The sequence below is a fragment of the Celeribacter sp. PS-C1 genome (assembly GCF_019429625.1).
In the GTDB taxonomy this organism is placed as follows: domain Bacteria; phylum Pseudomonadota; class Alphaproteobacteria; order Rhodobacterales; family Rhodobacteraceae; genus Celeribacter.
The window spans coordinates 78,268-104,277 of the sequence record NZ_JAHXRW010000006.1 but is presented as its reverse complement, the minus strand read 5'-3'; the positions used below and the strand labels follow the sequence as shown (position 1 = coordinate 104,277).

Annotated in this window: 23 protein-coding genes; 13 read left to right on the top strand and 10 right to left on the bottom strand. The window is 60.0% G+C overall.

The features are described 5' to 3' along the window. Nucleotides 1-115 precede the first annotated feature (115 nt). The 3 genes from J5Y17_RS10660 (at nucleotide 116) to J5Y17_RS10650 (ending at nucleotide 1,936) form a co-directional block, all read left to right on the top strand. Nucleotides 116-574, top strand: coding sequence for an Lrp/AsnC family transcriptional regulator (locus tag J5Y17_RS10660; protein ID WP_219785236.1), 459 nt, complete (start codon nucleotides 116-118; stop codon nucleotides 572-574). Beyond that, nucleotides 571-1,026, top strand: a complete 456-nt coding sequence (locus tag J5Y17_RS10655; protein ID WP_219785235.1) for an Lrp/AsnC family transcriptional regulator — start codon at nucleotides 571-573, stop codon at nucleotides 1,024-1,026. The genes J5Y17_RS10660 and J5Y17_RS10655 overlap by 4 nt, the downstream gene beginning before the upstream one ends. 121 nt (nucleotides 1,027-1,147) lie before the next feature. Then, nucleotides 1,148-1,936, top strand: a complete 789-nt coding sequence (locus tag J5Y17_RS10650; RefSeq protein WP_219785234.1) for a hypothetical protein — start codon at nucleotides 1,148-1,150, stop codon at nucleotides 1,934-1,936. 60 nt (nucleotides 1,937-1,996) lie between these two features. Here the strand turns inward: J5Y17_RS10650 and J5Y17_RS10645 are convergent, their stop codons facing one another. From J5Y17_RS10645 to pepN, 3 genes are all read right to left on the bottom strand, one after another. Further along, nucleotides 1,997-2,593 carry a cytochrome b/b6 domain-containing protein gene (locus J5Y17_RS10645; RefSeq protein WP_219785233.1) on the bottom strand — a complete coding sequence of 199 codons (597 nt, stop codon included), beginning with the start codon at nucleotides 2,591-2,593 and terminating at the stop codon, nucleotides 1,997-1,999. Nucleotides 2,594-2,610: 17 nt separating this feature from the next. Next, nucleotides 2,611-3,081, bottom strand: coding sequence for a cytochrome c (locus J5Y17_RS10640; protein WP_219785232.1), 471 nt, complete (start codon nucleotides 3,079-3,081; stop codon nucleotides 2,611-2,613). 224 nt (nucleotides 3,082-3,305) lie between these two features. After that, nucleotides 3,306-5,867, bottom strand: coding sequence for an aminopeptidase N (pepN, locus tag J5Y17_RS10635; RefSeq protein WP_219785231.1), 2,562 nt, complete (start codon nucleotides 5,865-5,867; stop codon nucleotides 3,306-3,308). Nucleotides 5,868-6,055: 188 nt separating this feature from the next. On the opposite strand from pepN, the gene J5Y17_RS10630 reads away from it, so the two are divergent. From J5Y17_RS10630 to J5Y17_RS10620, 3 genes are all read left to right on the top strand, one after another. Beyond that, nucleotides 6,056-8,197: a malate synthase G gene (locus J5Y17_RS10630; RefSeq protein WP_219785230.1), complete on the top strand. Its 2,142-nt coding sequence runs from the start codon at nucleotides 6,056-6,058 to the stop codon at nucleotides 8,195-8,197. Nucleotides 8,198-8,200: 3 nt separating this feature from the next. After that, nucleotides 8,201-8,626: a heme-binding protein gene (locus J5Y17_RS10625; RefSeq protein ID WP_219785229.1), complete on the top strand. Its 426-nt coding sequence runs from the start codon at nucleotides 8,201-8,203 to the stop codon at nucleotides 8,624-8,626. Nucleotides 8,627-8,764: 138 nt separating this feature from the next. After that, nucleotides 8,765-9,541, top strand: a complete 777-nt coding sequence (locus tag J5Y17_RS10620) for a gamma-glutamyl-gamma-aminobutyrate hydrolase family protein (protein WP_219785228.1) — start codon at nucleotides 8,765-8,767, stop codon at nucleotides 9,539-9,541. Nucleotides 9,542-9,580: 39 nt separating this feature from the next. Here the strand turns inward: J5Y17_RS10620 and J5Y17_RS10615 are convergent, their stop codons facing one another. Continuing rightward, nucleotides 9,581-10,063 carry a hypothetical protein gene (locus J5Y17_RS10615; RefSeq protein ID WP_219785227.1) on the bottom strand — a complete coding sequence of 161 codons (483 nt, stop codon included), beginning with the start codon at nucleotides 10,061-10,063 and terminating at the stop codon, nucleotides 9,581-9,583. A gap of 239 nt (nucleotides 10,064-10,302) precedes the next feature. Here J5Y17_RS10615 and J5Y17_RS10610 point away from each other — a divergent pair, with 239 nt between their 5' ends. Then, complete coding sequence (locus tag J5Y17_RS10610; RefSeq protein ID WP_219785226.1) at nucleotides 10,303-11,082, top strand: SDR family NAD(P)-dependent oxidoreductase; 780 nt, start codon at nucleotides 10,303-10,305, stop codon at nucleotides 11,080-11,082. A 34-nt stretch (nucleotides 11,083-11,116) separates the two neighbouring features. Here J5Y17_RS10610 and J5Y17_RS10605 read toward each other — a convergent pair whose 3' ends face one another. Continuing rightward, entirely contained in the window at nucleotides 11,117-11,581 is a 465-nt protein-coding gene (locus tag J5Y17_RS10605; RefSeq protein WP_219785225.1) for a GNAT family N-acetyltransferase, read from the bottom strand. A 47-nt stretch (nucleotides 11,582-11,628) separates the two neighbouring features. On the opposite strand from J5Y17_RS10605, the gene J5Y17_RS10600 reads away from it, so the two are divergent. The 3 genes from J5Y17_RS10600 to J5Y17_RS10590 all read left to right on the top strand — a co-directional run bounded on the left by J5Y17_RS10600 (nucleotide 11,629) and on the right by J5Y17_RS10590 (nucleotide 15,221). Further along, complete coding sequence (locus J5Y17_RS10600) at nucleotides 11,629-12,096, top strand: isoprenylcysteine carboxylmethyltransferase family protein (protein WP_219785224.1); 468 nt, start codon at nucleotides 11,629-11,631, stop codon at nucleotides 12,094-12,096. Nucleotides 12,097-12,208: 112 nt separating this feature from the next. Further along, nucleotides 12,209-13,780 (top strand): Re/Si-specific NAD(P)(+) transhydrogenase subunit alpha, encoded by a 1,572-nt coding sequence (locus J5Y17_RS10595; RefSeq protein ID WP_219785223.1) that lies wholly within the window; start codon nucleotides 12,209-12,211, stop codon nucleotides 13,778-13,780. 13 nt (nucleotides 13,781-13,793) lie between these two features. Continuing rightward, nucleotides 13,794-15,221, top strand: coding sequence for an NAD(P)(+) transhydrogenase (Re/Si-specific) subunit beta (locus J5Y17_RS10590; RefSeq protein WP_219785222.1), 1,428 nt, complete (start codon nucleotides 13,794-13,796; stop codon nucleotides 15,219-15,221). 72 nt (nucleotides 15,222-15,293) lie between these two features. Here the strand turns inward: J5Y17_RS10590 and J5Y17_RS10585 are convergent, their stop codons facing one another. Next, complete coding sequence (locus tag J5Y17_RS10585) at nucleotides 15,294-15,851, bottom strand: hypothetical protein (protein ID WP_219785221.1); 558 nt, start codon at nucleotides 15,849-15,851, stop codon at nucleotides 15,294-15,296. Nucleotides 15,852-16,037: 186 nt separating this feature from the next. On the opposite strand from J5Y17_RS10585, the gene J5Y17_RS10580 reads away from it, so the two are divergent. Next, the gene (locus tag J5Y17_RS10580) at nucleotides 16,038-17,234 is read left to right on the top strand and encodes an amidohydrolase (protein ID WP_219785220.1); all 1,197 of its coding nucleotides are present in this window, start codon (nucleotides 16,038-16,040) and stop codon (nucleotides 17,232-17,234) included. 155 nt (nucleotides 17,235-17,389) lie between these two features. Continuing rightward, nucleotides 17,390-18,676 carry a DUF3422 family protein gene (locus tag J5Y17_RS10575; protein WP_219785219.1) on the top strand — a complete coding sequence of 429 codons (1,287 nt, stop codon included), beginning with the start codon at nucleotides 17,390-17,392 and terminating at the stop codon, nucleotides 18,674-18,676. Here J5Y17_RS10575 and J5Y17_RS10570 read toward each other — a convergent pair. The 4 genes from J5Y17_RS10570 to J5Y17_RS10555 form a co-directional block, all read right to left on the bottom strand. Continuing rightward, nucleotides 18,609-19,673 (bottom strand): YeeE/YedE family protein, encoded by a 1,065-nt coding sequence (locus J5Y17_RS10570; RefSeq protein WP_219785218.1) that lies wholly within the window; start codon nucleotides 19,671-19,673, stop codon nucleotides 18,609-18,611. The two genes, J5Y17_RS10575 and J5Y17_RS10570, sit on opposite strands and share 68 nt — an antisense overlap. A gap of 252 nt (nucleotides 19,674-19,925) precedes the next feature. Then, entirely contained in the window at nucleotides 19,926-20,840 is a 915-nt protein-coding gene (locus J5Y17_RS10565; RefSeq protein ID WP_219785217.1) for an ABC transporter permease, read from the bottom strand. A gap of 12 nt (nucleotides 20,841-20,852) precedes the next feature. Next, complete coding sequence (locus tag J5Y17_RS10560; protein ID WP_219785216.1) at nucleotides 20,853-21,860, bottom strand: ABC transporter permease; 1,008 nt, start codon at nucleotides 21,858-21,860, stop codon at nucleotides 20,853-20,855. A gap of 68 nt (nucleotides 21,861-21,928) precedes the next feature. After that, nucleotides 21,929-23,644 carry a peptide ABC transporter substrate-binding protein gene (locus J5Y17_RS10555; protein ID WP_219785215.1) on the bottom strand — a complete coding sequence of 572 codons (1,716 nt, stop codon included), beginning with the start codon at nucleotides 23,642-23,644 and terminating at the stop codon, nucleotides 21,929-21,931. Nucleotides 23,645-24,094: 450 nt separating this feature from the next. On the opposite strand from J5Y17_RS10555, the gene J5Y17_RS10550 reads away from it, so the two are divergent. After that, entirely contained in the window at nucleotides 24,095-25,975 is a 1,881-nt protein-coding gene (locus J5Y17_RS10550) for an ABC transporter ATP-binding protein (protein WP_219785214.1), read from the top strand. Nucleotides 25,976-26,010: the final 35 nt, after the last annotated feature.

Genomic DNA, 26,010 nt, shown 5'->3' with positions numbered 1-26,010 from the left:
CTAATGTCTGGGGTGGTTATCGCGCATGGAACATGCTTTTTCGTGACAAAGTTTGACCTATTTTGCATTTTGTGAAATGAAATCATTCGCCATATTCCAAAAATACGAAAATATCATGCAAGTTGATGACACGGACCGCAGAATCCTGCGTCAAATTCAGGCCGAACCCGAGGCGCAGGCCGCCGATCTGGCTGAACGCGCGGGCGTGACGCCTGCCACATTCGCCCGCCGGTTGGAGCGGATGCGCGAGGGCGGCGTGGTGAAATCCATCCGCGAAGAGGTCGATTGGCGCGCCATGGGATATGGGGTGGAGGTCAGCCTTCGGATCACGCTCGACAAGACCGAACCGCGCGCCTTTGACGAATTCATTCTGGCCGCGCGTGAGGTGCCGGAGGTGATTTCCATCGGGACCTTTCTGGGCCGGGTGGATGCGCGGCTTTTGGTCATTGCGCGGGATATGGCGGAGTATCAGCGGGTCTACCGCGAGAAAATCCTCACCCTGCCGCATATGACCGACATCGAGGCGCTGATGCAGGTGGCGACAATCAAGGACAGCCAGTCGGTGCCGCTATGATTGAGCTTGATGACATTGACCGCGCCCTCATCCGCGCCCTTTGCGAGGATGCCACGCAATCGGCGGGCGCTTTGGGGCGCGAGTTGGGCCTGAGCCAACCTGCGACTTGGCGACGGATCAAACGGCTGCGCGAGTCGGGTGTGTTCGGGCCGCGTCGGGTGGATTTGAACCTTGAGGCGCTGGGCTTTGGCGTGACCGTGTTTTTGGGCGTCAAACTCGCCACGAAAGGCCGGGTCAGCCTCGAAGATTTCGAACGTGCGGTGCGCGCGATCCCCGAGGTGCAGACGGTGCAGCACGTCTTGGGTCTTTTCGATTATCGCCTTCGCGTTGTGGCGCAGGATTTGCCGGATTTCGAACGCGTGCTGCGGCGGCGGATCATGACGCTGCCAGGTGTGGGCAATGTCGAGGCCAATGTGGTCTTGTCCGAGGAACGCCGCCCCGGGCCACTTTAAGGCAAAGCGTGAGAAGCCTGCGCGGGTCACGCGCATGTTATGGCAATGTTATCGGGTGAGGCGACGAAATCCGCCTGTGATTGCGTTATATATTAACATGTTCAACGACGGAGACACGCAGATGCCACAACATGACGACCACGCCGACCATGGATTCCGCCACGATTTCCCCCATCTTCTGGGCCGCCGCCGCTTTCTGACTGTCCTGAGCGGACTGGGGCTTTCCGCCACTGCGGGGCTTCCTGCCGCCGCGCTCGACTGTGTCGCCATTCCACGCGAAACCGCCGGTCCGTTTCCGGCGGATGGGACCAATCGTCGGGCGGGGCAGATTGTCGATGTGTTGAAACAAAGCGGTGTGCTGCGCCGTGATATCACAACCTCTTTCGGTGAGGCCGAAGGTCAGGCCGAGGGCGTGCCGATCTCTTTGGAACTGACCCTTCAAGCTCACGCCGGCTGCACGCCGCTGGAGGGCTATGCGATCTACATCTGGCATTGCGATGCGGGTGGGGGTTATTCGATGTATAACGTGCCGGAGGCCAACTGGCTGCGCGGTCTTGGTGTCGCGGATGCGGAGGGCAAGGTGGCTTTCGACACCGTTGTGCCCGGCTGTTATCCGCGCCGCTGGCCGCATATTCATTTCGAAGTCTTCGAGAGTGCCGAGGCCGCGGTCTCCGGTGCGCGCCCGGTTCTGATTTCACAGCTTGCATTCCCGGAGGGGCAGATCGGCGACATCTACCAATCTGATGCGGGCCGTTACGCGCAATCAATCCGCAATCTCGCGGGCATTCCGCTGTCGCGCGATAGCATCTTTCGCGACAATAGCGCGGCGGAACTGGCGCAGCAGACTGTGGAGGTGTCGTCCGGGGCGGGAGCCCTCAATGGGCAGGCAACGATCCCGATTGCGCTGTAAGACACAAGAAACAAAAAAGGGCGCCGCTGCGGCGCCCTTTTTCTATCTTACTCTGTGGTCTCATTCCGCCGGTGTCTCGCGCGGCGGGAGTTGGGCATAGCCTGTCACCATCGGAGTCACCAAGTTTTCGCCTTTGCGCTTCTTGTACCAGAAAATCGCGCCGATGTGGCCGATCACCATCAAGAGCAACAGAAACGACAGCGGTTCGTGATAGGACAGCGCCTTACGTGTCACATCGCTCGACACATATTGCGCCAGAGGGCCGACGTTGACGTAATCTTCTGGATCGGCCAAAAGCCCGCTCGTCACCTGCATCGCCAGAACGATCAGCACGCCGACGACGAAAATCGCCCCCACCGGGTTGTGCCCATAGGAGCGCGACGGCTTGGAGGACGGCAGCGTCCGGGCATAGGCCATGACCTTGCCCGGACCTTTGACGAAATTGGCGAAACGCGCAGTGGTAAATCCGACAAACCCCCAGATCACCCGCAACACCACAATAACGGCCACGGCATAGCCCGCGTAGAAATGCAGCGTCATCTGGTCGGGGCCGAATTTGCCAAGCCCGAAGGCGGTGAAGAAGGCAATCACCAGCGCCCAGTGCAGCACACGCACCACCGGGTCCCAGAGATAGGTTTTCTCAAGCTGTTCCGACATGTCTCGCCAAGTCCTGATCAAAAATCAGCGGCGCGGTAGTCGTCGTGGCAGGCCTTGCAGGTGCCGCCCACTTTGCCGACCGCCGGACGCAGCGCGTCCAGACCGGTGCCTGCTACGTCGTTCAGCTCGACCACAGCTTGATAGAAGGCCATGCTTTTTTCCTGAACGCCTTCCATGTCGTCCCAGATATCGGCCTTGGCGCGGGTCTCGCCCGGCAGGTCTTCATTCGAGGTGCCCGGCGCGAAATAATCGGCGGTGTGGAGGCTGGCGAGCGACAGAAGATCGCCAGCGGATTGGCTGGCAAGCTCGGCGTCATAGTCGATTTTGCCCTGCGCGATGCCGCCCAGCGTGGACATTTCAAAGCCGACGAGCGTGAAGAAGGCACGGCGTGCTTTGGCCACGTCGGAGGGGGATTGAGCAAAAGCGCCGGTGGCAGCGGTGGTGGCCGCAGTGGCCGCGATCACGGTGGAAAGGATAAGTTTACGCATTGGATAGGGATTCCCTGTCTGGTCACTAAAGTAAAAGGCGTGTCGCCCGCGCGATAAAAACGATAATGACACAACTTTCATGAAATTGAATGTGACAATCTCGCGCTGCCGATGCCTCAACCTGCGGAAACGGTTCAACTTTCTGTTATGGCCTGCGTGATGTTTGCGCAAACGGTCGATGTTTGCGCAAACAACTTTTGCGAGCATTGCGGGTAAAGGCGGCGTCAGGCCGAGAGAATCCGCGACACCATTTCCGTGGTGTCTCGAGACAGGTTCGGTGTGGCGAGAATGCGCTCCAACTCCGCGCGGATCATCGCCTGACGGTCGGCGTCATAGCGTTTCCAGGTCTCGAAGGCTCCGCTCATCCGCGCGGTGGTTTGCGGATTGAGCGCATCAAGGGCGATCAGATGATCGGCCAAAAGCCGGTAGGCTGCGCCGCTGGCATGGTGGAAACCGGCGTGGTTGGCTGTCAGGGCACCGAACACCGCACGGAAGCGGTTCGGGTTCTTGATGGTGAAGGCTGGATGTTGGCTCAGATGTTGAGCCACCTCGGAGGCCTTTTCTGGCGCCGCAAATGCCACCTGCATCATGAACCATTTGTCCATCACCAGACGATCGTCTTTCCATTGCGATTCAAAGGCTTGCAACTCTTCCGCGCCCAGTCCGGCAGAGAGCAGGGCTTGCAAGGCGCCCGCCTGTTCGGTCATGTTGTCGGCGCGTTTGAACAGGGCCTTCGCCGTCGCGCCGCTGTCTTGCAGGCTCAGAAGTCCAAGCACAGTGAGGCGCAAGCTGCGTTTGCCGGAGCCCTCGGCATCCGGCACGAAAGCGCCGGTTTCGTTCTCTTGATAGAGCTCAGGCAGCACGTCTTGCAGGTGATCGGCCAAGATATGGCGCAGCTGTTCGCGGGCCTCGTAGATGCGCTGCGGATCGGGGGAGACGCCGGCGTCGACCAGCGTCTGTGCCAGATCGTCCTGCGACGGTAGACCCAGAGACAGGGCGCGGAAGGCGGGGTCGAGACTGTCGTCCACCAACACCGATTTGATCGCGTCGAGATAGGCATGGCTCGGCTCTGTGCCGTCGACGATCATCGCAATCAGCGTGTCTTTGGCCAGCGCCCGGCCCATCTCCCATTTCTGGAAGGGGTCGGTGTCATGCGCCAAGAGGAAGGCGCGGGTGTCGTTGTCGATCTCACGTTCGAGGATCACAGGCGCGGAGAAATCTCGCAGCACGGAGGCCACGGGCCGCGCGCCCAGTCCCTCAAAGGTGAAGCTCTGCGTGGCTTCGGTCATCTCCAATACGGTGGTCGGCACCACCTCGTCGCCATTCGGGCCGATAAGGCCGGCGGCGATCGGGATGACCTGCGGGTTCTTCTCGTTTTGCCCCGGGGTAGGCGGCGTGGTCTGGTTGAAGGTCAGCGTCAACGTGCCGTCCTCCCAGCTTTCCTCCATCTTCAGTCGCGGCGTGCCGGCTTGGGAATACCATTGTTTGAATTGTGCAAGATCACGACCTGTGACCTCTTCGAAAGAGGCCAGCCAATCCTCGATGGTCACAGCCTGACCGTCGTGCCGTTCAAAATAGAGGTCGCAGCCCTTGCGGTAAGCCTCATCGCCAATCAGACGGCGCAGCATACCGATGATCTCGGCGCCCTTCTCATAGACCGTGGCGGTGTAGAAATTGTTGATCTCGACAAAGCTTTCGGGCCGCACCGGATGCGCCAGAGGGCCGTTGTCCTCGCGGAACTGACGGGCACGCAAAGTGAGCACTTCTTCAATCCTTTTAACAGCATGGCTGCGCATGTCGCCGGAGAACATTTGGTCGCGGTAGACCGTCAGGCCCTCTTTCAGACACAGCTGGAACCAGTCACGACAGGTGATGCGGTTGCCGGTCCAGTTGTGGAAATACTCATGCGCGATGATGCCTTCGATCCGTTCGAAATTGGCATCCGTCGAGGTTTCTTTCGAGGCCAACACGCAAGAGGAGTTGAAGATGTTCAGCCCCTTGTTCTCCATCGCCCCCATGTTGAAGTCGTCCACGGCCACAATGTTGAAAATGTCCAAGTCGTATTCGCGCCCGTAGGTGTCTTCGTCCCACTTCATCGAGTCCTTGAGCGCCTGCATCCCAAAGGCGCATTTGCCCTCGTCGCCGGGGCGGACCCAGATGTTCAGCTCGACCTCTTTGCCGGATTTCGTGGTGAAGGCGCCCGGATGGTTAATCAAATCGCCCGCCACCAGTGCGAAAAGATAAGAGGGTTTCGGCCAAGGATCGTGCCAGACGGCAAAGCCCTCGCCGCGCTCCACCGGGTTGCCGTTGGACAAGAGCACCGGCAGATCGCCCTCGACGCGCACTGTGAAGGTCGCCATCACATCGGGGCGGTCGGGGTAATAGGTGATCTTGCGAAAGCCCTCGGCCTCGCATTGCGTGCAATACATGCCGTTCGACATGTAAAGGCCTTCGAGCGCGGTGTTGGTCTCCGGCGAAATCTCCACCTCGGCCTCCCACACGAAGGGCGCGTCGGGCACATCCACCTCAATGCCGCCCGCGACGTCGCGTGGCGTGACGGGCACGCCATCGATCTTGGCAGAGATTAGGTTTAGCTCTTCGCCATGAAGGAAAAAACGCTTGCCATCTGTGGTGTCGGGCGCCTCAGGGTTCGGCGCGAAAGCGATTTTCGAGAGCACTCGCGTCGCGGTCTGATGCAGCTTAAAGGTCAGTTCGACACCGTCGATGCGATAGCCGAAGGGCGTGTAATCTTTAAGATAAATCGTGTGGGGGGCGGCGTCTTTCATCGGGCGACTCTTTCTGGCTGTGATCTCCGGAAGGTAGGCCGCACGGGGCGGGGCTGCAACGCCAGACACGGGAAATTGCGAGGGCTTTCGACCGAGTCCGTGTCGCGTCAGCACGGCCTTTGGCTTGTGTCCCGGGGGCAGCAGGGTAGTCTGCGCGGTGAAATCCTACACAATCAGGTGATTCCCATATGACGCGCGTCGACAAATCCGGCCTCAAGGTCGCCCACGAGCTTGCCCAATTCATCGAAACAGAGGCCCTTCCGGGCACGGGTATGACGGCGGAGGCGTTTTGGGACGGTCTGGCGGGAATGGTGCGCGATTTTGGGCCGAAAAACCGTGCACTTCTGGCGAAACGCGAGGAGATGCAGACGCAGATCGACGATTGGCATCTGGTCCGAAAAGGCCAAGCGTTTGACGCGGCAGCCTATACGGAGTTTCTGAAAGAGATCGGCTACCTCATCCCCGAGGGGCCTGATTTCCAGATCGAAACCAGCAAGATCGACCCGGAATTCGCGACCAAACCGGGGCCGCAGCTTGTCGTGCCGATCACCAATGCGCGCTACGCTTTGAACGCCGCCAATGCGCGTTGGGGGTCTCTTTATGATGCGCTTTACGGCACCGATGCGCTGGGCGATCTGCCTGCTGGAAAGGGCTATGATGCCGAGCGCGGCGCGCGGGTGATCGCTTGGGCCAAGGCGCATCTGGACGCGATTGCGCCGCTTGCGGGAGGCTCTTGGGCCGATGTGTCCACGCTCACCGTGACGAACGGGATGTTGATTGTGGACGGCACAATGGGCGAGACCGGCCTGGCCGATCCGGCGCAATTCGCGGGGTCCTCAGAGGGGCACGTGCTCCTCGAGAAAAACGGGCTCTACATCGACATCGTGATTGATCCAAGCACTCCGGTCGGCGGGCAGGACAAAGCCGGGATTTCCGACATTCTGCTTGAGGCCGCCGTCTCCGCGATCATGGATTGCGAGGACTCCGTCGCGGCTGTGGATGCCGAGGAAAAGGTTGGCGCCTATCGCAACTGGTTGGGCCTGATGAAAGGCGATCTGACCGAAGAGGTCGCGAAAGGCGGTAAGACCTTTATCCGTGCGCTCCATGGCGACCGCATGTTCACCGCGCCGGATGGATCGGAGATCACCCTGCAAGGCCGCGCGATGATGTTGGTGCGCAATGTCGGGCATTTGATGACCAACCCGGCCATTCTCGATGCCGAAGGTCTTGAGATCGGCGAGGGCATCATGGACGCGCTCGTGACCGCGATGATCGCCATGCACGACCTGCAAAAGTCCACCGGCCCGCGCAACTCCCGTGAGGGCTCCGTCTATGTGGTGAAGCCGAAAATGCATGGCCCTGAAGAGGTCGCCTTTGCGGATGAGATTTTCTCCCGCGTCGAAGAGGTTTTGGGCCTCGAACCTAACACCGTGAAGCTTGGCATCATGGACGAGGAACGCCGGACTTCTGCAAACCTCAAAGAGTGCATCCGCGCCGCCAAACACCGGGTGGCCTTCATCAACACCGGGTTCCTGGACCGTACCGGCGACGAGATCCATACCTCGATGGAAGCGGGTCCGATGATCCGCAAAGGCGAGATGAAGGATCAGCCGTGGATCAAATCTTATGAGGAGCGCAATGTCGATATCGGCCTCGCCTGTGGCCTCAAAGGCAAAGCGCAGATCGGCAAGGGTATGTGGGCTATGCCCGATCTGATGCATGCGATGCTTGAGACCAAAATCGGCCACCCGAAAGTTGGCGCAACCTGCGCCTGGGTGCCGTCGCCCACGGCTGCGACCCTGCATGCAACGCATTATCATAAGGTCGATGTCTTTGCCGTTCAGGATGAGATCGCAAAAGGCGGTGCGCGCGGCACTTTGGACGATCTTTTGACCATTCCGGTCGCCAAGGGCGTCAACTGGTCCGAAGACGAAATCACAGCCGAGGTTGAGAACAATGCTCAGGGCATCCTCGGCTATGTGGTGCGCTGGGTCGATCAGGGCGTGGGCTGCTCGAAAGTGCCGGACATCCATGATGTGGGCTTGATGGAAGACCGCGCCACCTGTCGGATTTCGTCACAAGGCCTCGCCAACTGGCTGCACCACGGCGTTGTCTCCGAGGCGCAAGTCATGGAGGCCATGAAAAAAATGGCCGCCGTTGTGGACCGGCAGAATGCGGGTGACCCGCTCTACAAACCGATGGCGCCGTCCTTTGATGGCATCGCCTTCAAAGCCGCCTGTGATCTGGTGTTCAAGGGCCGGGTTCAGCCGTCGGGGTACACCGAACCGGTGCTCCACGCGCGGCGGTTGGAACTCAAGGCGCAGGGGTAAGCCATGGCGCCGATCTCGCTGGGGCAAGCCCAGTGCATCATCGCAGAGGCGATGGCGCATGGGCAGGCGCAGGGCTGGAACCCTTTGAGCGTTGTGGTGGTGGATGCGGGCGGCCATGTTCAGGCCTTCGCCCGCGCCGACTCCGCGCCGCCGGGGCGGTTCGATCTGGCTTATGCCAAGGCCAAAGGCGCCGTGCTTATGGGGCTCAATGGCGCTGAACTGGCGGATCGCGCGGACCGGATGCCGCAACTTATTTCGGGCGCGCAGTCGGCCTTTGGCCAGCTTGTGGCGCTGCCCGGAAGCGTGTTGGTTCTGTCAGAGACGGGTGAGGTGATCGGTGCCGTGGGCGTCGCGGGCGATACGCCCGAACACGACGCAGAGGCCGCGCGAGCGGGCATCAAGGCGGCGGGGCTTACGGCGCGCGCCTGAGCGATTTCGTGTTTGATCAAAAAACGAGCTGATCAGTCCCGCGCACAACCGTTGTGCTTTCGCCAACGTAGCTCCGAGCCGCTGCCCCCTTTTTTCTCCTCTCAAAGCGCCTATTGTAGTGCCAAAAGGGAGTAGAACATGACACGACCAGTCGTTGGCATCATCGGCAACACGGACCTGCTGAACGGGAGCTACCCGGCCTACACCGGCGGGCGAATGAATGCCGAGGCTGTGGCGGAAGTGTCGAACTGCATGCCTTTGTTGATCCCGGCGCACCCCAGCTTCGTGTCTGTCGCCGAGTTGATGGAGACCTGCGACGGCTTTCTTTTCACCGGCGGTCGCCCGAATGTGCATCCTGAGGAATATGGCGAGGCGGAGACCGAAGCGCATGGCGCGTTTGATCGCTGCCGCGATGCTGTGGCCCTGCCGCTCATCCGCGCCTGTGTCGAGGCGGGGCAGCCGTTTCTGGGCATTTGTCGCGGGTTCCAGGAGGTCAACGTCGCCATGGGCGGCACGCTCTATCCGGAAATTCGCGACCTGCCGGGGCGGATGAACCACCGCATGCCGCCGGATGGCACCTTGGAGGAAAAATTTGCCCTGCGTCACCCGGTGCGCCTGTCGGAAGATGGCGTGTTCCACAAACTCTTGGGCGCTGATGAGGTTATGACCAACACGCTCCACGGGCAGGGGATCAAGAAACCCGGCGCCCGCATCGTGGTGGACGGATATGCCCCCGATGGCACCCCCGAGGCGATCTATGTGAAGGATGCGCCAGGGTTCACCTTGTCTGTGCAATGGCACCCGGAATACCGCGCGGGCGAGGACCCGGTCTCGCGCCCCTTGTTCGAGGCCTTTGGCCAAGCGGTCTATGCATTCGCCGAAGCACGACGCGGCAAAGTGACCGAATTGGCGTGACGACGAACTCCGCGGAGCGACGCTTGATGGCAGATAGATTTAGCTGAAAATGCCGCCGAAGATGTCGCCGATATTCTCGATAATCGCCACAATGATGATGACGGCGGTGACGAGAAGGGCGACCCACCAGAAAAACTGAAAGATGATTGCCATAATGCCAAGTGACACGGCATAGGCCGCATAGCGCCAGTTTTCGCCTTTGACGCCGGAGATAACGCCGAGGATGACTGCGAGCGCGCCGAGCGCGGGTCCGATCATCGCCAAGATGGCTTGCCACTGTGTTCCTGCTGGGACCGGTTCTGGGTCTGGTGATCCCAAACCGAAAAATCCCCGCCACGCGGCACGGCGCATGTCGCCTGCGATTTCGCCGATCTGTGTGCCGACGGAGGGTTTCGGTTCCATCATGGGTAAGCCGATTCCGATAAACACGATCACAAGTCCCAGCGCTGCGGCGACGAGTGCCCAGAAACCGACATGACGAAAGGGGCTCGGGGCAAGGGGAGAGGGAACTTGGGGTGTCATAGTAGCATCCAATACGCACGAAACTCTGTCATCTGAACCGAATCTGCTCTGTCATGAGCATCCGCTATTATAGGGGGCTCGCGTCAAAAATTGTTTTTTCTTGGGCTTATCTGGAATGTTTTGTGGAAAGTGCTTCTCTGAAACTGTCCTTTTCCGCCCAAGACGGCCCATTAGGTAAAGGGCAATGACTCCGCGATGCTTGCGGGGACAATCGACTGAAATCATTGGAGATACGCATCATGAAGATCGACCTTTCTGGGAAAACCGCCATCGTGACCGGCTCGACCGGCGGCATCGGGCTTGCCATTGCCCAAGGGCTGGCCGAGGCCGGGGCAGAGGTTGTCATCACGGGGCGCTCTCAAACCGGTGTCGATGCGGCACTGTCTGCGATCACTGGCTCTGCACGCGGCGTCGTTGCCGATCTCGGAACGGCGGAGGGCTGCGAAGCGCTGATTGCGGCGGAGCAGGAGGCGGATATTCTCGTCAACAACTTGGGCATCTATGGCCGTCAGGATTTCTTTGACCTGACGGATGACGAATGGGAGCGCTATTTCCAGATCAACATCATGAGCGGCGTGCGCCTGTCGCGCCATTATGCCCAAGGGATGCGGGATCGTGGCTGGGGCCGGATTCAATTCATTTCAAGCGAATCTGCGCTGAACATTCCTGCGGATATGGTGCACTACGGCGTGTCGAAATCGGCGCTGCAAGGCGTGTCGAGGGGGCTTGCCAAAGTGCTTGCGGGAACGGGCGTGACCGTCAACACCATCCTGCCGGGGCCGACGCGCACTGAGGGTGCGGTGTCGATGATCAAAGGCATGGCCGACGATCGCGGGGTGACGCCCGAGGAAATGGAGGCGCTGTTTCTACAAGAAAAACGCCCCTCTGGCCTCTTGGGTCGGTTCGCCTCTCCCGAAGAGGTGGCCGCCATGTGCGTCTACGCCGCCTCGCCCCAGGCCAGCGCCACCACTGGCGCTGCTTTGAAGGTCGAAGGCGGGATTGTCGAAAGCATTTCTTAAAACGAAAGGGCGCGGCGTGAGCCATGTCGCGCCCTTAAAGCTGTTTTTGCATCCGGAAATTTTCGATCGCGACGCCGTCGCGGATCACAGTTTGGCGGGCCATGACCTGCCAGTCGCGTTTCTCGAAAAAGCGACGCGCGAGGTGGCTGGCTTCCGTGTCCATATGTGACATTCCCAGACGGCGCGCCTCCGCCTCGCAAGCGTCATAAAGCTGTGAGGCTGTGCCTTTGCCCATGTCTTCCAGCGCAACATAGGCAAAGTCGATATGGCCATCGTGCCCCATGGTGAAAAAACCACGGATCTTGCCCCAGCGTGTGGCGCAGATCGCATAGCCGCTGGTCAAACGCTCAGGCCAGCTGTCGGGCGCATGTTCGCGCGCTGGTGCCCAGGCCGCGCGCTGTTCCGGCCCGTAAAAGGCGCTCGTGCCGCCGTGTACGGTTCGGTGGAAGAGCGCATAGCAGGCATCTGCGTCTTTTGGTGTCAAAGGGCGAAGTTTCATGCGCGGCCTTCTAGCCGGTGTCGCATTCCGGGGCTAGGCTCATTGCTATGAAAAGACTCGATTATCCACCGATTTGGCTCTTAGGGTTTATGGCGCTGGCCTGGACGCTGAGCTGGGCCCTCAATTGGGCGCTGGCCAAAGTCGGGCTTGGCTTTGAGGTGCCCTTCGTTCTCAAACTTTTGGGCGGTGTGCTGATCGCTATCGGGCTTTCGCTCATGGCGTTGGCGGTTTTTGCTATGCTGCGGCATCGCACCACGGTGGTGCCGCATCGGGTGCCTTCTGCCATTGTGACGGATGGCGTTTACAGATTGACAAGAAACCCGATTTATCTGGGGGATGCCTTTACACTTGTGGGCTTTTCTTTACTGTTCGCCAATTCGGCAACCGTGCTTTTGGCCCCCGTTTTTATGGCGGTGATCCAAAAGCGTTTCATTGTCGAGGAAGAAACCTGGCTCAGGACGAAATTTCCGGAGGAATTTCAAACCTGGGCAGAACAAACGCGGCGTTGGCTGTGACTTTACGTCCTACTTTTGGCGATGTTTGCGCAATAATGTTGCGCTGCACTGCTGCAATTGGGTAAGGAAGAGGTCAACGAAGGACTAGGACTGGGGAAAAGAGGATCAACACGTGAAATTCGGTGTTCCTAAGGAAGTCTTTGAGGGGGAAGCGCGAGTCGCGCTGACGCCTGAAAGCGCCAAGCAACTTCAAAAGCTTGGATATGACTGCGCCATCGAGACCGGAGCGGGTGCGCTCGCCGGGTTCTCGGACAAGGATTATGAAGAGGCTGGCGTTGAGGTCATCAAGACCGCGCCCGCGCTCTGGAAGGATTGCGACATCGTCGCCAAGGTCCGCCAGCCCAACGAGACGGAAATGAAACGTCTCAAAAAGGGCCAGACCTTGATCTCCTTCTTCAATCCGGGTGGCAATGAAGAGGGCATGGAGACTGCCAAGGCCAAAGGTGCCAATGTCATCGCCATGGAAATGGTGCCGCGCATCTCGCGCGCGCAGAAGATGGACGCTCTGTCGTCGATGGCCAACATCGCGGGCTACCGTGCGGTCATCGAAGCGGGCAACAACTTTGGCCGTTTCTTCACCGGTCAGATCACCGCTGCGGGTAAAGTTCCCCCGGCGAAGGTTCTGGTTGTTGGTGCGGGTGTGGCGGGTCTGGCTGCCATCGGCACCTCGACCTCTTTGGGCGCTGTGACCTATGCCTTCGACGTGCGGCCCGAAGTGGCCGAACAGGTCGAGTCCATGGGTGCCGAATTCGTCTATCTCGACTTCGAGGAAGAGCAACAGGACGGCGCGGCCACTGGCGGTTATGCCTCGGTCTCCAGCCCTGAGTTCCGCGAAGCGCAGCTGGCGAAGTTCCGCGAATTGGCGCCGGAGATGGACATCGTGATCACCACGGCTCTCATCCCGAACCGCGAAGCGCCGGAACTTTGGACCAAAGACATGGTCGAAGCGATGAAGCCGGGCTCGGTGATCGTCGACTTGGCGGCGGAAAAAGGCGGCAACTGTAAGCTGACCGTCAAGGACGAGAAAATCGTTACCGACAATGGTGTGACCATCATCGGCTACACCGATTTCCCGTCCCGCATGGCAACGCAGGCCTCGACGCTTTACGCCACCAACATCCGTCACATGATGACCGACCTGACCCCTGAAAAAGACGGTCAGATCAATCACAACATGGAAGACGACGTGATCCGTGGCGCGACCGTGACCTACGAAGGCGAGATCACCTTCCCGCCGCCGCCGCCGAAAGTGGCTGCGATCGCCGCGAAGCCGAAGGAAAAGGTCAAGGAAAAGACGCCTGAGGAAAAACGCGCCGAAGAGGTCGCCGCCTTCAAAGCGCAGACCAAACAACAGGTGACGCTGATCGCCGTGGGCGCCGTGCTTTTGCTGGGCGTGGGCCTAGTTGCGCCTGCATCGTTCATGCAGCACTTCATCGTCTTTGTTCTGTCGGTGTTTGTCGGCTTCCAGGTGATCTGGAACGTGTCGCATTCGTTGCACACGCCGCTGATGGCCGTGACCAATGCGATCTCCTCCATCATCATTTTGGGTGCTCTGCTGCAAATCGGCTCGGGCAACTGGTTGGTGATCCTTTTGGCCGCGCTTTCCGTCTTTATGGCGGGGATCAACATTTTCGGCGGCTTCCTCGTGACACGGCGCATGCTCGCCATGTTCCAGAAATCGTAAAGGAGCAGAGGCAATGGATTTCGGATTTACGACGGCGGCCTATGTGGTCGCGGCGGTTCTCTTCATCCTCTCCCTGGGCGGTTTGTCGGGGCAGGAAAGCGCGAAACGCGCTGTGTGGTACGGCATCGCCGGCATGGCTTTGGCGGTGTTTGCAACGCTCATCGGGCCGGGCGCGGGGCTTTGGCTCCTGTCCCTTATTCTGATCGCGGCGGGCGGTATCATCGGCTGGTATGTGGCCAATAAGGTCGAGATGACCGAGATGCCGCAGCTTGTCGCGGCGATGCACTCGCTCGTTGGTCTTGCGGCTGTGTTCGTCGGCTTCAATGCGCATTTCGTGATGGGCCATGTGGCTGGTCTGCATGGTGGTGAAGACCTCGGCACCTTTGCAGCGCTCGTGGCGCATAAATCGCCGGTTGAGCTGAACATTCTCAAGGTTGAGCTGTTCCTCGGCATCTTCATCGGTGCGGTGACCTTTACCGGGTCTGTGATTGCCTATGGCAAACTCGCGGGCAAAGTGTCCTCGGCTGCGAAAAAGCTTCCGGGTGGGCATGCTCTCAACGCGGGCGCAGCTGCGCTCTCGCTGATCTGTCTGATCTGGTACTTCAACACCGGCGGGTTGTTCCCGGTCATCCTGATGACGCTGGCGGCGCTCTTCATCGGCTACCATCTGATCATGGGCATCGGCGGCGCCGACATGCCGGTCGTGGTCTCCATGCTCAACTCCTACTCGGGCTGGGCCGCGGCGGCGATTGGTTTCTCGCTGTCCAACGATCTGCTGATCGTGGTCGGCGCGCTGGTGGGCTCCTCTGGTGCGATCCTCTCCTACATCATGTGTAAGGCCATGAACCGCAGCTTCGTTTCCGTGATCTTGGGCGGCTTCGGAGGCACGGCAGGTCCGGCGATGGAGGTCGAAGGCGAACAAGTTGCCATCGACGCCGACGGCGTGGCCACCGCCCTTAATGAGGCTGACTCTGTGATCATCGTTCCGGGCTACGGCATGGCGGTGGCGCAAGCGCAGGGTGCTGTGTCCGAGCTGACCAACAAGCTGCGCGCCAAGGGCAAGAACGTCCGCTTCGCGATCCACCCGGTCGCAGGCCGTCTGCCGGGGCATATGAACGTGCTCTTGGCAGAAGCCAAAGTGCCCTACGACATCGTGCTGGAAATGGACGAGATCAACGAGGACTTCCCGGACACCGACGTGGTGATCGTGATCGGCTCGAACGACATCGTGAACCCCGCCGCACAAGAAGACCCGAACTCGCCGATCGCAGGCATGCCGGTGCTCGAGGTGTGGAAGGCGAAGCAAGTGTTCGTGTCGAAACGCGGTCAGGGCACCGGTTACTCCGGCATCGAGAACCCGCTGTTCTACAAAGAGAACACGCGCATGTTCTATGGTGACGCGAAGGCGTCCATGAATGCCCTGTTGCCGAAACTCGACTGAGATTAGGACTATGGAATTGAGAAAGGGCGGCCCTCGGGTCGCCCTTTTTCGTGGCAAGCTGTGGGGGGGCGATCAATACAACGTCGCACCGCCCTCAAAGAGCGCTTTGCGCAGCATCACGGCAAAGCCCGCAACGGTGTCGTTGTAGTCCTTGACGGCCGGCGGCGCGCTCATGGCGCCGATGATGCCGCCCCAGCGCATTTCGTCATCCATGCCCGAAAAGACCTTTGGCGCAAGGATCGGGGTGCCATCAGATACGCGCGTGACCGAGACCTTCGCGTCGATAAAGCTCTGACCACCCGCGACAAGCGACAATTCCGGCCCTTTGAGCAACACGCGCGTCAGATCAATCTGCATGTCGGCATTGCCGTTTCGCGCAAGATGTGGCGCGAGTTCCCGACGGATTGCGACGTCAAGATCGGCGACAAGCTGTTCCTTCGTGATCGGCAGGTTGCGCACCGACATGGATTTCAGGTTTGCGGTGCTGTAGCTGATGTTTCGAATGCTCAACCCCTGTGCCACCTCGGGTGTCATGAGGGTCTGGGTACAGGCCGCCAGTCCGATGGCCAGCCCCATCCCCAGAAGCGCGCGACGGGTCAAGCGGGTTGATTTAGGTACTTTCTGTGTCATGGTGGTCCTCCTCCTCCATGCCCCATTATTTCATGAATACGATTTTTTCTGTTTGTTCTGGCTCAAATGGCATGGAAGCGTTGTTTTGAGCCCAGTGACAGACGCCGATGCACATGCCCTATGCGTGTCGGTCCTCTTCCCTTTTCGAAGGCCTTGAAACACTCTAATACGAAAAAGGACTGTTCGATGAAGCATGTGACCCCAGAAGACATTTCGAAAGATCAAGAGTTTATCGCGCGTCTGACCGCGATCCGCCAAGACATTCACGCCCATCCCGAAACCGCCTATGAGGAGGTGCGAACCTCGGCCATCGTGGCGGCCTTCCTCGAGGGTTTGGGGCTGGAGGTGCATCGGGGGCTGGGTCAAACGGGCGTTGTGGCCACGCTCAAAGGCACGCGTCCGGGACAAAAATCCATCGCGCTGCGCGCCGATATGGATGCGCTTCATATCACAGAGGACACGGGCGTTCCCTACAGTTCGACAGTGCCGGGGAAGATGCATGCCTGTGGTCACGACGGCCACACGACGATGCTCTTGGGAGCGGCGGAGAAACTCGCCGCGACCCCGGATTTCGCAGGTACGGTGCACTTCGTCTTCCAGCCCGCCGAGGAGGGCGGCGGTGGCGCCGATGCGATGATCAAAGACGGGTTGTTCGACCTGTTCCCCACGGATGCGATCTACGGCGTGCACAATGATCCGATGCAGCCGCTCGGCCAGTTGACCACGCGTGTCGGGCCCTACACCTCTGCCTCCGACGAGTGGGAGGTGGTGTTTGAGGGCACGGGCGGCCATGGCGCCTCGCCGGAGAGCGGCACGGATCCGACTGTGGCCGCCGGGCAATTCATGGCAAGCCTTGGCAATGTCGTCTCGCGCAAGGTGGCGCTGACGGATTGGGCGGTGGTCTCTATCGGTCATGTCGCGGGCGGCGAGCGGCAAAGCCCGAACATCATTCCGGCAAAGGTCATGGTCGCAGGCACGGCGCGCAGCTACATTCCCGAGGTGCGCGACACGTTGGAGCGCGAGATCACGCGGCTGGCCGAGGGTTGTGCCGTGGCGGGCGGCGTTGCGGCGCATGTGAGCTACGAGCGGGGCTATCCGCCTCTGTTGAATACAGCGGGCGAAGTTGCCGTGACAGGCCGCGCGCATACGGCGGCTGTGGGCGAGGCGCTGACGATGACGGAGGCGCCGGCCATCGGGGCCAGTGAGGATTTCGCCTACTATCTGGAAAAGATTCCAGGGGCTTACGTCTCAATCGGCAATGGCGACGGGCCGGGGGCGGCCTTTATTCACACGCCGAAATTCAATTTCAACGACGATTTGATCCCCATCGGCGTGGCGTTCTGGATGAATGTCGTGGCGGAGGAATTGGGGGCGGTGGACTAGGCGCGTTGTCGAGATGTTACCGCTCGCGGGCGTGCCTTGAGACGAAAGTATACCGTTGCATTCCGATAAGTCTTTGAAATAGAATGAAAATATTATTTGCTTTGAAGGGTGTGCGCAGGCTATAGGCGTAAAACAACGCTGAATAAGAGACGCATATGGCCCCTTTGCAAGACCACCCACGCCGCTATGAACTGGCCAATGAACTGCACGCCCGTCCTTTCCCGGAGGTAAGCACCAATGCGCGGGCCGCCTATCTGGCGATCCGGGCGGCAGGCGATGCTGCGCGCCGGGACCGCGATCTGGACCGTGCGCATCTCTTGGCGCTTTTGGACCGCTATGGGGCTGCACATCCGGCGCCGGGGGCAACGCATTACATTGGGCCCTTGGGCAAATACCGCCTCAAATGGGAAAGCCACACAGAATTCGTGACCTACACGATTTTCGCCGATGGCGTGGCGGATCGGGCCTTTGACAAAGGCACCTTCGATCTCTTCCCGGAAGAGTGGTTGGCCGAGGCGCCGGGGCAGCGGATCACCTCTGCGCTCATTCGGGTGGAAACCGTTGAGACGGACGCGCAGATCGTTGAGCGGATCGACAATTGGTTCGAACGTGAAAGCCTCGCCGTTGCCGACGTCCTCGACGGGGCGCTGACGGTCGCGGGGGATTTTCGCATCGATGAGGCCGGGCATATGCGCTTTGCGATTTTCCCGGAACCCGATTGTGGCCGCCGCCGGATCGGGCGGGTGCTGCAGAGGCTTTGCGAGATCGAGACCTATAAGGCGATGTCGATGCTGGGCCTCGTGCAGGCGCGCAAAGTGGTGCGGGAATTGGCCGACATCGAACAGGAGCTGGCGGAGCTGATGGCGACCTTGACGTCGAAACAGGATGTCTCTGCGGAGGAACTGCTTGAGGATATTCTGGGGCTGTCGACGCGGATCGAGGGCATCGTGACACGGACGAATTTCCGCTTTGGTGCGACCGGGGCCTATGAGGCTATCGTCAACCAGAGGATCGAAGTGCTGCGCGAAAGCCGGTTCATGGCGCGTCAGCTTTTCGGCGAGTTTATGATGCGCCGCTATGATCCGGCGATGCGGACGGTGCAAGCGGCCAAATCGCAGCTTGAAAGCCTTGCCGAACGCACAGCGCGGGCGGCGAACCTGTTGCGCACAAAGGTCGACGTGGGGCGACAGGCGCAAAACCAGGCGCTTTTGGAGAGCATGGACAAGCGCGCTGATCTGCAACTGCGCTTGCAGGAGACGGTTGAGGGCCTCTCGGTGGTGGCGATCAGCTATTATGCCGTGAGCCTCGTGGGCTATCTGGTCTACCCGTTCCTCGAGCCTCTACACCTGTCGAAAGGGCTGGCGCTTGCTCTGATCACTCCGCTGGTTGTGCTTGCGGTGTGGCTTGGCCTGCGGCGGATAAAGAAACACCATCTCGGATGATCCGGGCGGCGAGTAGGCCGCCCAGAGCAATCGAGATCAGCGCGAGGATGGCGGCCAGAGACAGGCTCGGCACGCCCGCGAGACCCGCGCCCACGGTGCAGCCACCGGCCAACACACCGCCCACACCCATCAGGGCCGCACCGGCCATGTAACGCCCGGTTTGACGGGGGCTCTCGAAACTCTGCCACCGGAAGCGGTCAGACAACAGCGACGAGACGAGAGCCCCCAAAATGACACCACCGATAAGGCCGGTGCCAAATCCCGCAGGGATAGAAGACGCCGCGATGGACCAGAACAGGGTCTCGGCGGCGGGGGAGGTAAACGACAGGCTTTCCATCGCGATCGGGTCGAATTCGTCGAAGAGGATAAAGCCGGTGCCGAGCCACGCAGCGGGCACCAAAAGGCCGATCAAGGCGCCGAAGGCGAGATCGCGTTTGGACGTGGAGAGACGCAACGCGGCAATGCCCGCAGCTCCGACAATGAGCACAGTCCAGATCAGCGCAGAGCCGGGCAGGGCGGCATTGCCCAGCGACAGCGTGAAGCCACCCAACGTGGTGCGGATCGGCGCAAGCACACCTTTGAGCGTGGCGTGGGCCACAACGGCGAAGACCGCGAGGACGAGAACGGCACGCAGGTTGCCGGAGCCCGACAGCACGGTGAGGCGCGAGACGCAGCCACGGGTCAACACCATGCCGATGCCGAACATTAGCCCGCCGATCACAATGGCGAGCCACGGCAGATCGGGTGTCAGGAAACGGTGGTCGGCAAAGGAAATCAGGCCTTGGGACACGGCGAGTTGTGTGCCGAGGACGGCGGTTGCGAGACCGGCGAGCCAGGCGCCCGCGGCGGCACCGCGTTCGCCCTTTGGTCCGGCGACAGAGCGGCGGAAACAAAAGCGCGACACTTCTGCCAATGCGCCAAAGAGCACACCGATCACAAGGCCTAGGATCACCGCCGCTTGGCGTGGGGCCAGGTCCAGTCCGAGGGTCTCATACATGACGCGTCCTTCCAGAATTGTGGGCTAAGATTGAGGGCGGGAGGAAATTTGTTCCTCATATGCAGGAAAATAGATGCGAGGCAATCTTGAGAGGCGGTAGCTGAGTGGTGAGGTGCAGAACAATATTCCAGTCCGGTGTCGCGGGAGGAACAGGTGTTCGGTTTGTGGTGCGGGACATGGGATCAAAGAAAAACGCGCCGGGGCGACGGCGCGTTTTTTGTTTTTATTTGGCTATAAGGCCAACCTTTTGGCTCAGCGACCCCGAATGCGCGGATCAAGCGCATCGCGCAGCCCGTCGCCGATATAGTTGACCGCGAGAACGGTCAAAGAGATCGCCAGACCGGGCCAGATGACGCGTTCGGGGTATTGCTGGATGAAATCCTTCGAGTCGTAGAGCAGGCGGCCCCAGGTCGGGTAATCCGGCGGGAAGCCGAGGCCCAGAAACGACAGCGCGGACTCCGTGATGATCGCATTCGCGATGCCCAAAGTGGCCGAGACCATGATCGGCGACATGATGTTGGGCAGGATATGCCGCGTGACGATCCGGTCCGAGGGCGTGCCGATGGAGCGGGCGGCCAGCACATATTCACGTTCCTTGAGCGCCAAAACATCGCCGCGCACGATGCGGGCGGTCTGCATCCAGCTGGTGATGCCGATGACAAAGACGATCAGGATGAAAATCCCGGTCTCAAGGCCAAAGACGGACCGCAAAGGGTCGCGGAACAGCATGATGATCACCAAGAGAAGCGGCAAAAGCGGCAGGGCCAGAAACAGGTCGGTGAGCCGCATCAAGATGCCGTCGAGTTTCTTCCAATAGCCAGCGAGGACGCCCACGAAGGTGCCTAGAACCAAAGATAGTGCCATGGCGGTTAGGCCGACGGAGATCGAGACCTGACCGCCTTGCAACATGCGGGCAAGCACATCGCGGCCCAGTTGGTCGGCGCCGAAAGGATGCGCCAGAGACGGGCCTTGGTTGCGGGCGCGGATGTCGATATGGCCGGGATCAATGGTCCAAATGAACGGGCCGAGATAGACGGCAAGCACGATGAAGACGAAAAAGACCAGCCCGGCCATGGCACCTTTGTGGGTCTTGAACTGGTCCCAGACGTCCCACCACTGGTTGCGGGGTTTCTCATCGGGGGCGGGGATGGTGGTTGCATCAGTCATGATCAGCCTCCCTTAATCGTAGCGGATGCGCGGATCGAGCACGCCGTAGATGATGTCCGCAATGAGGTTGAAGAGCACGATGAGCACCGCGAAGATAAACGTCAGCGTTTGCACCATCGGCGCGTCGGAAGCATAGATCGCTGTGATCAGCATTTGGCCGAGACCGTTCACTTGGAACACCTGCTCGGTGATGATGGCGCCGCCAAAGATGTTCGGCACGCCGAGCGCGATCACGGTCACCACCGGGATCATCGAGTTGCGCAGCACGTGCATAAGCACGACGACACGTTCCGACAGGCCCTTGGCCCGCGCGGTGCGGACGTAATCCTGATTGAGATTGTCGAGCATGGAGGCGCGCATGAAGCGGCTCACCTGCGCGGCGTTGTAGAGTGTCAGGACGAAGACGGGCATCGCCATCTGACGCACTTGAAACCAAAATGACGGCCAATCAGTGATCTCATGGGTCGTGTCGTAGATCGACGGGAACCAGCCCAAAGTCACGGAGAAGACGACGATCAAAAGCACGCCGGAGAAGAATGTCGGGATGGAGAAGCCGACCATCGAGACGAAGGTGCCGAGCTGGTCGAACCAGCTGTACTGCCGATATGCGGAGATGATGCCAATCGGCACGGCGATCAGCGTCGCGAAAATGTAGGACAGGCCCACGACCCAGAGCGTCTGCGGCATGCGTTCGGCGACGACAGACATCACCGGGGAACGGGACTGAAACGAAATAATCCGTTGTTTGCCCTCGGCAAAATTGGTGCCGAAGATATGGTCAAAGGCGACCTGCGGTTCAACCACGAAGAACTGGTAAAGCCAGTTCAGAAACCGGATGTGCACGGGTTCGCCAAGGCCCAGAGCCTCGCGCATTTTCTCTTTCACCTCGGGCGGCACGGTGAGCGGGATCGAGGCCATCGGATCGCCTGGGGCCAGATCGAGCAGCAGGAAGATCACCAAAGAGATGAACAGCAGCGTCGGAACGGCGAGGATCAGACGACGGATCGTGAAATGAAGCATGAAGGCTGCCTTGCGGTCTTATGTCATTGAAGCGGGCGCCCCGGAAAACCGGAGCGCCCCACAAGAGATCACTCTTTGATGCGATACCAATCGGCCGCATTCCAGAGCTCGGAATCCCAGGTGTTCAGAATGACACCGCCCAGCGAATTCGCGTGTGCCGACAGGCGGCCACGGTCGACGAGCGGGATGATGACATATTCCTGCATCAGCATGTCGTTCATGGATTTCGCCAATTCCGCGCGCTCGTTGATGTCACCGGTTTCGGCCATTTCGGCCACAAGCGCGTCATACTCTTCGGAGCAGAAACGCGGCATGTTGTTGCCCTGCCACTGGGTTGCCGGGCGCGGGGCCTGGTTGCATTCCCAGTTGGCCATATAGGCTTCTGGGTCCGTGCCGTCGAAGTTGTTGGCGTACATTTCCACGTCCGCGTAGAACTTCTGGAAGGTGTCGGGCGAACCCGCGTCCCCGCCGAAGAACACCGAGGCGTCGATGTTGCGCAGTTCGACCTCAAAGCCGACTTCTTCCCACCACTGTTTGATGATGGCTTGGAAATCCTGACGGATCGCGTTGGTCGAGGATTGGAACAGCAGAGACAGTTTCACGCCGTCTTTCTCACGGACACCATCGCCATCGCTGTCGACCCAACCGGCTTCATCGAGCACGGCCTTCGCGCCTTCGATGTCCTGCGTCAGACAGGCGTCGTTGGCGGAGGATTTGTAGATCTCCGGCGCCGGAAGCACGTTACAGGTCGGGCGACCCGCATCGCCATAGCCGATCTCGGTCAAAAGCGCGCGGTCGATCGCCATGGAAAGCGCCTTGCGCACAGCGATGTCGGAGAGGAACGGGTGCGGATGGTCCGCGGTGGCGCGCTCATCGCCCAGTGCCGGGTTCGGGTCGGTCATGTTGACCATGATCCGCTCGACGAGGGTGCCGAAGGCGCTGACGAGTTGGCCTTGGCCCTTGGCAACCATGGCTTCCAAAAGATCGGGCGCCACTTGGGTGTTCCAGGCGTAATCGAATTCGCCGGTCTCAAGCACGGAGCGGGCCGCAGATTGCGCATCGCCGCCACCTTTCAGAGTTGCGGTTGCAAAGGCCGGTTTGGCCGGGTCGCGGTAGTTCGTGTTGGCGGAGAGGGAGACCACGTCGTTGGTCTTGAACTCATCGACCACAAACGGACCGGTGCCGATGGGCGAAAAGTTCTGGTCGGTGCAGGACGCCATCGCTTCGCCGGTACAATCCGCGAATTGGGCCTTTTGGATGATCGGGGCCTGCGCGCCCACGAAGGGACCATAGGGGAAGGGCTTCGGCACGCCGAAGGTCACCACAACGGTCAGCGGGTCCGGGGTCTCTACGGAGACAACGTCATTGTATTTCTCGGATTGAGCACAACCGCCCCCCTCAGAGGTACAGTATTCCCATGTGAATTGAACGTCCTCGGAGGTCAGGTCGGAGCCGTCGGACCACTTGAGGCCTTCTTTGAGTTTCCACGTAATGGTGGTCAGATCTTCGCTTACGCCGCCGTTTTCGACGGTCGGCACAGATTCGGCCAGAAACGGCACAATGGCGCCGGTCTCGTCGTAACGCGCCAGCGGTTCCAGCACGAGAGACGCCGCCTCAAGCTCTTTGGTGCCGCCCGACAGATAGGGGTTCATCGTCGACGGTGCTTGGTAATAGATGATGTTCACATGGCCGTCGGCTCCGCGTTCCGCAAAGGCGGCGGGCGCCATCGACAATGTGGCGACTGTGCCCAGAACTGTGCCCATCAGGGCAGTTTTGAGTTTCATTATAACAACCTCTCCTTGTTGAACCGGCATCGGGCCCTTCTAATTCAATCAGAGTTTGGACCAGTGCGTGAACCGCACGTTTTAAGATATCCCGCCGGACTTCCTTGAACTCGTTCCTTTTTATCGAGCCTGACGCAACCTGAGCGAGCGGTCTTGCCGAGGGCAAGGCGACTCGCCGGGCTGCGCGGCTATAAATTTATCGAATGATAAAATCTTAGGCGAAGCAAGGCGGTTTCTTTGAGAAAATCGGCACAAGCTCCATACCGTTACGTTATCCTTGCATGCGGTTTTAGCGAATGCTCGTATTTCAGACAAACCGATTTGACACTTCCAGCGCGGCAGGCTTAGCGTCGAGGGACAGGTCCTCATGACGTCGTCATGGGGACGGCTCTGGCCACCGTTGAGCCGCGCGGGGGCCGTTCTCAATCCACCAGACCCGAAAGGCGATCCATGCTCGACACCACTCCCGATACGCTGCCAGAGACGCCGAGAGACACGCCCGAGACCCGTGCCCTGATCGACGTTTCGCATCTGCGGGTGGAGTTCCCGACCCGGGGCGGCTTGGTTGTGGGCGTCAAGGACGTGTCCTTCACCATCGCGCCGGGGGAGACGCTCTGCGTCGTGGGCGAATCCGGCTCGGGCAAATCCGTGTCCTCGCTGGCGATCATGCGGCTCATCGAATTCGGCGGAGGCAAGATCGCCGAGGGTGACATCAAGCTGCGCAAAGAGGACCAGATTATCGACCTGACGGCGATGAACCCGGAAAAGATGCGGGCGCTCAGAGGCAATGAAATCGGCATGATTTTCCAAGAGCCGATGACCTCGCTGAACCCGGTGTTCACCATCGAACGCCAGCTTTGCGAGGGGCTGCGGCTGCACAAGGGTATGACCAAGGATCAGGCCCGTGCGCGCGCCATCGAGTTGATGAAAGACGTGCGCATTCCCGAACCGGAACGCCGTCTGAGTCAATATCCGCACGAGCTGTCCGGCGGCATGCGTCAGCGCGTGATGATCGCCATGGCGATGGCCTGTGAGCCGAAACTCTTGATTTGCGACGAGCCGACCACGGCGCTCGACGTGACGATTCAGGCGGAGATTCTGGCGCTTATCGACCGGTTGAAACGCGAACATGGCACCGCCGTTCTGTTTATCACCCATGATATGGCGGTGGTGGCTCAGATGGCTGACCGCGTGTTGGTGATGTTCCGCGGCGATGTGGTCGAAGAGGGCCGTGTCGAAGAGATTTTCGAAGCCCCGAAAGAGGATTATACCAAGGCGCTTTTGGCGGCCGTTCCGAAGCTCGGCGAGATGACCGGCAAGCCCGCGCCAGAGCCGATGCGTCTGATCGGCGTGCCGCAGGGTGAAATCAAACCTGTTCCCTATGCGCCTGAAGGCACCGCGCCCGTGCTGGAGGTCAAGAACCTCGTCACGCGCTTTCCCGTGAAGGCGGGGCTGTTGCGCAAGACGGTCGCCAATGTGCATGCCGTCGAGGATGTGTCTTTCTCGATCAAACCGGGGGAAACCTTGTCACTGGTGGGCGAAAGTGGCTGTGGCAAATCGACGTGCGGGCGCTCTGTTTTGCGTTTGGTTGAGCCGCAATCTGGCTCCGTGCTTTTGGAGGGCAAAGAGGTGCTCGCCCAAGGTCCGGGCGATCTGCGCCGCTTGCGCCAAGACATGCAGATGATCTTTCAGGACCCCTTCGCGTCCTTGAACCCGCAGGTGCGTCTGATCGATCAGGTCGCCGAACCGCTGCGCAATTATAGCCTGGCCCATGGCTCCGAGATCACCGACCGTGTCGCCAACCTCTTCGACCGTGTCGAGCTGCCGCGCTCTTTTATGAAACGCTACCCGCACGAACTTTCGGGCGGGCAACGCCAACGGATCGCCATCGCCCGCGCGCTCTCGATCAACCCAAAACTGGTGATCGCGGACGAGGCGGTCTCCGCGCTCGACGTCTCGGTGCAGGCGCAGGTGGTGAATCTGTTGATGGAGCTTCAGGCCGAGCTTGGCATCGCGATGCTCTTTATCAGCCACGACATGGCCGTGGTCGAACGCGTCAGCCACCACACGGCTGTGATGTATCTGGGCCGGATCGTCGAGATCGGCCCGCGTCAGGCGGTGTTTGAGAACCCGCAGCACGACTATACCAAATCGCTGATGTCCGCCGTGCCGATTGCCGATCCGCGCAACAAAAAGATCAGTTCGAACCTCTCGTTCAAACCGATCCCTTCGCCGATCTTCCCGGCGGATCACACGCCCGCCAAATCCACCTACCGCGAAGTGGCGAAAGATCACTTCGTCTTGGAGCCAATCGAAGGCTTTGCATATTGAACGCGTTTTCGACTGCGTTCGGACTTGACCAGAAA

What these genes read in the sequence shown, in the direction of transcription:
- J5Y17_RS10655 (WP_219785235.1), top strand. Translation starts at nt 571, where the DNA reads ATGATTGAGCTTGATGACATTGACCGCGCCCTCATCCGCGCCCTTTGC.
- J5Y17_RS10550 (WP_219785214.1), top strand. Translation starts at nt 24,095, where the DNA reads ATGCTCGACACCACTCCCGATACGCTGCCAGAGACGCCGAGAGACACG.
- J5Y17_RS10650 (WP_219785234.1), top strand. Translation starts at nt 1,148, where the DNA reads ATGCCACAACATGACGACCACGCCGACCATGGATTCCGCCACGATTTC.
- J5Y17_RS10565 (WP_219785217.1), bottom strand. Translation starts at nt 20,840, where the DNA reads ATGACTGATGCAACCACCATCCCCGCCCCCGATGAGAAACCCCGCAAC.
- J5Y17_RS10600 (WP_219785224.1), top strand. Translation starts at nt 11,629, where the DNA reads ATGAAAAGACTCGATTATCCACCGATTTGGCTCTTAGGGTTTATGGCG.
- J5Y17_RS10615 (WP_219785227.1), bottom strand. Translation starts at nt 10,063, where the DNA reads ATGACACCCCAAGTTCCCTCTCCCCTTGCCCCGAGCCCCTTTCGTCAT.
- J5Y17_RS10580 (WP_219785220.1), top strand. Translation starts at nt 16,038, where the DNA reads ATGAAGCATGTGACCCCAGAAGACATTTCGAAAGATCAAGAGTTTATC.
- J5Y17_RS10630 (WP_219785230.1), top strand. Translation starts at nt 6,056, where the DNA reads ATGACGCGCGTCGACAAATCCGGCCTCAAGGTCGCCCACGAGCTTGCC.
- J5Y17_RS10610 (WP_219785226.1), top strand. Translation starts at nt 10,303, where the DNA reads ATGAAGATCGACCTTTCTGGGAAAACCGCCATCGTGACCGGCTCGACC.
- J5Y17_RS10560 (WP_219785216.1), bottom strand. Translation starts at nt 21,860, where the DNA reads ATGCTTCATTTCACGATCCGTCGTCTGATCCTCGCCGTTCCGACGCTG.
- J5Y17_RS10620 (WP_219785228.1), top strand. Translation starts at nt 8,765, where the DNA reads ATGACACGACCAGTCGTTGGCATCATCGGCAACACGGACCTGCTGAAC.
- J5Y17_RS10585 (WP_219785221.1), bottom strand. Translation starts at nt 15,851, where the DNA reads ATGACACAGAAAGTACCTAAATCAACCCGCTTGACCCGTCGCGCGCTT.
- J5Y17_RS10640 (WP_219785232.1), bottom strand. Translation starts at nt 3,081, where the DNA reads ATGCGTAAACTTATCCTTTCCACCGTGATCGCGGCCACTGCGGCCACC.
- J5Y17_RS10605 (WP_219785225.1), bottom strand. Translation starts at nt 11,581, where the DNA reads ATGAAACTTCGCCCTTTGACACCAAAAGACGCAGATGCCTGCTATGCG.
- J5Y17_RS10570 (WP_219785218.1), bottom strand. Translation starts at nt 19,673, where the DNA reads ATGTATGAGACCCTCGGACTGGACCTGGCCCCACGCCAAGCGGCGGTG.
- J5Y17_RS10645 (WP_219785233.1), bottom strand. Translation starts at nt 2,593, where the DNA reads ATGTCGGAACAGCTTGAGAAAACCTATCTCTGGGACCCGGTGGTGCGT.
- pepN (WP_219785231.1), bottom strand. Translation starts at nt 5,867, where the DNA reads ATGAAAGACGCCGCCCCCCACACGATTTATCTTAAAGATTACACGCCC.
- J5Y17_RS10660 (WP_219785236.1), top strand. Translation starts at nt 116, where the DNA reads ATGCAAGTTGATGACACGGACCGCAGAATCCTGCGTCAAATTCAGGCC.
- J5Y17_RS10590 (WP_219785222.1), top strand. Translation starts at nt 13,794, where the DNA reads ATGGATTTCGGATTTACGACGGCGGCCTATGTGGTCGCGGCGGTTCTC.
- J5Y17_RS10625 (WP_219785229.1), top strand. Translation starts at nt 8,201, where the DNA reads ATGGCGCCGATCTCGCTGGGGCAAGCCCAGTGCATCATCGCAGAGGCG.
- J5Y17_RS10555 (WP_219785215.1), bottom strand. Translation starts at nt 23,644, where the DNA reads ATGAAACTCAAAACTGCCCTGATGGGCACAGTTCTGGGCACAGTCGCC.
- J5Y17_RS10575 (WP_219785219.1), top strand. Translation starts at nt 17,390, where the DNA reads ATGGCCCCTTTGCAAGACCACCCACGCCGCTATGAACTGGCCAATGAA.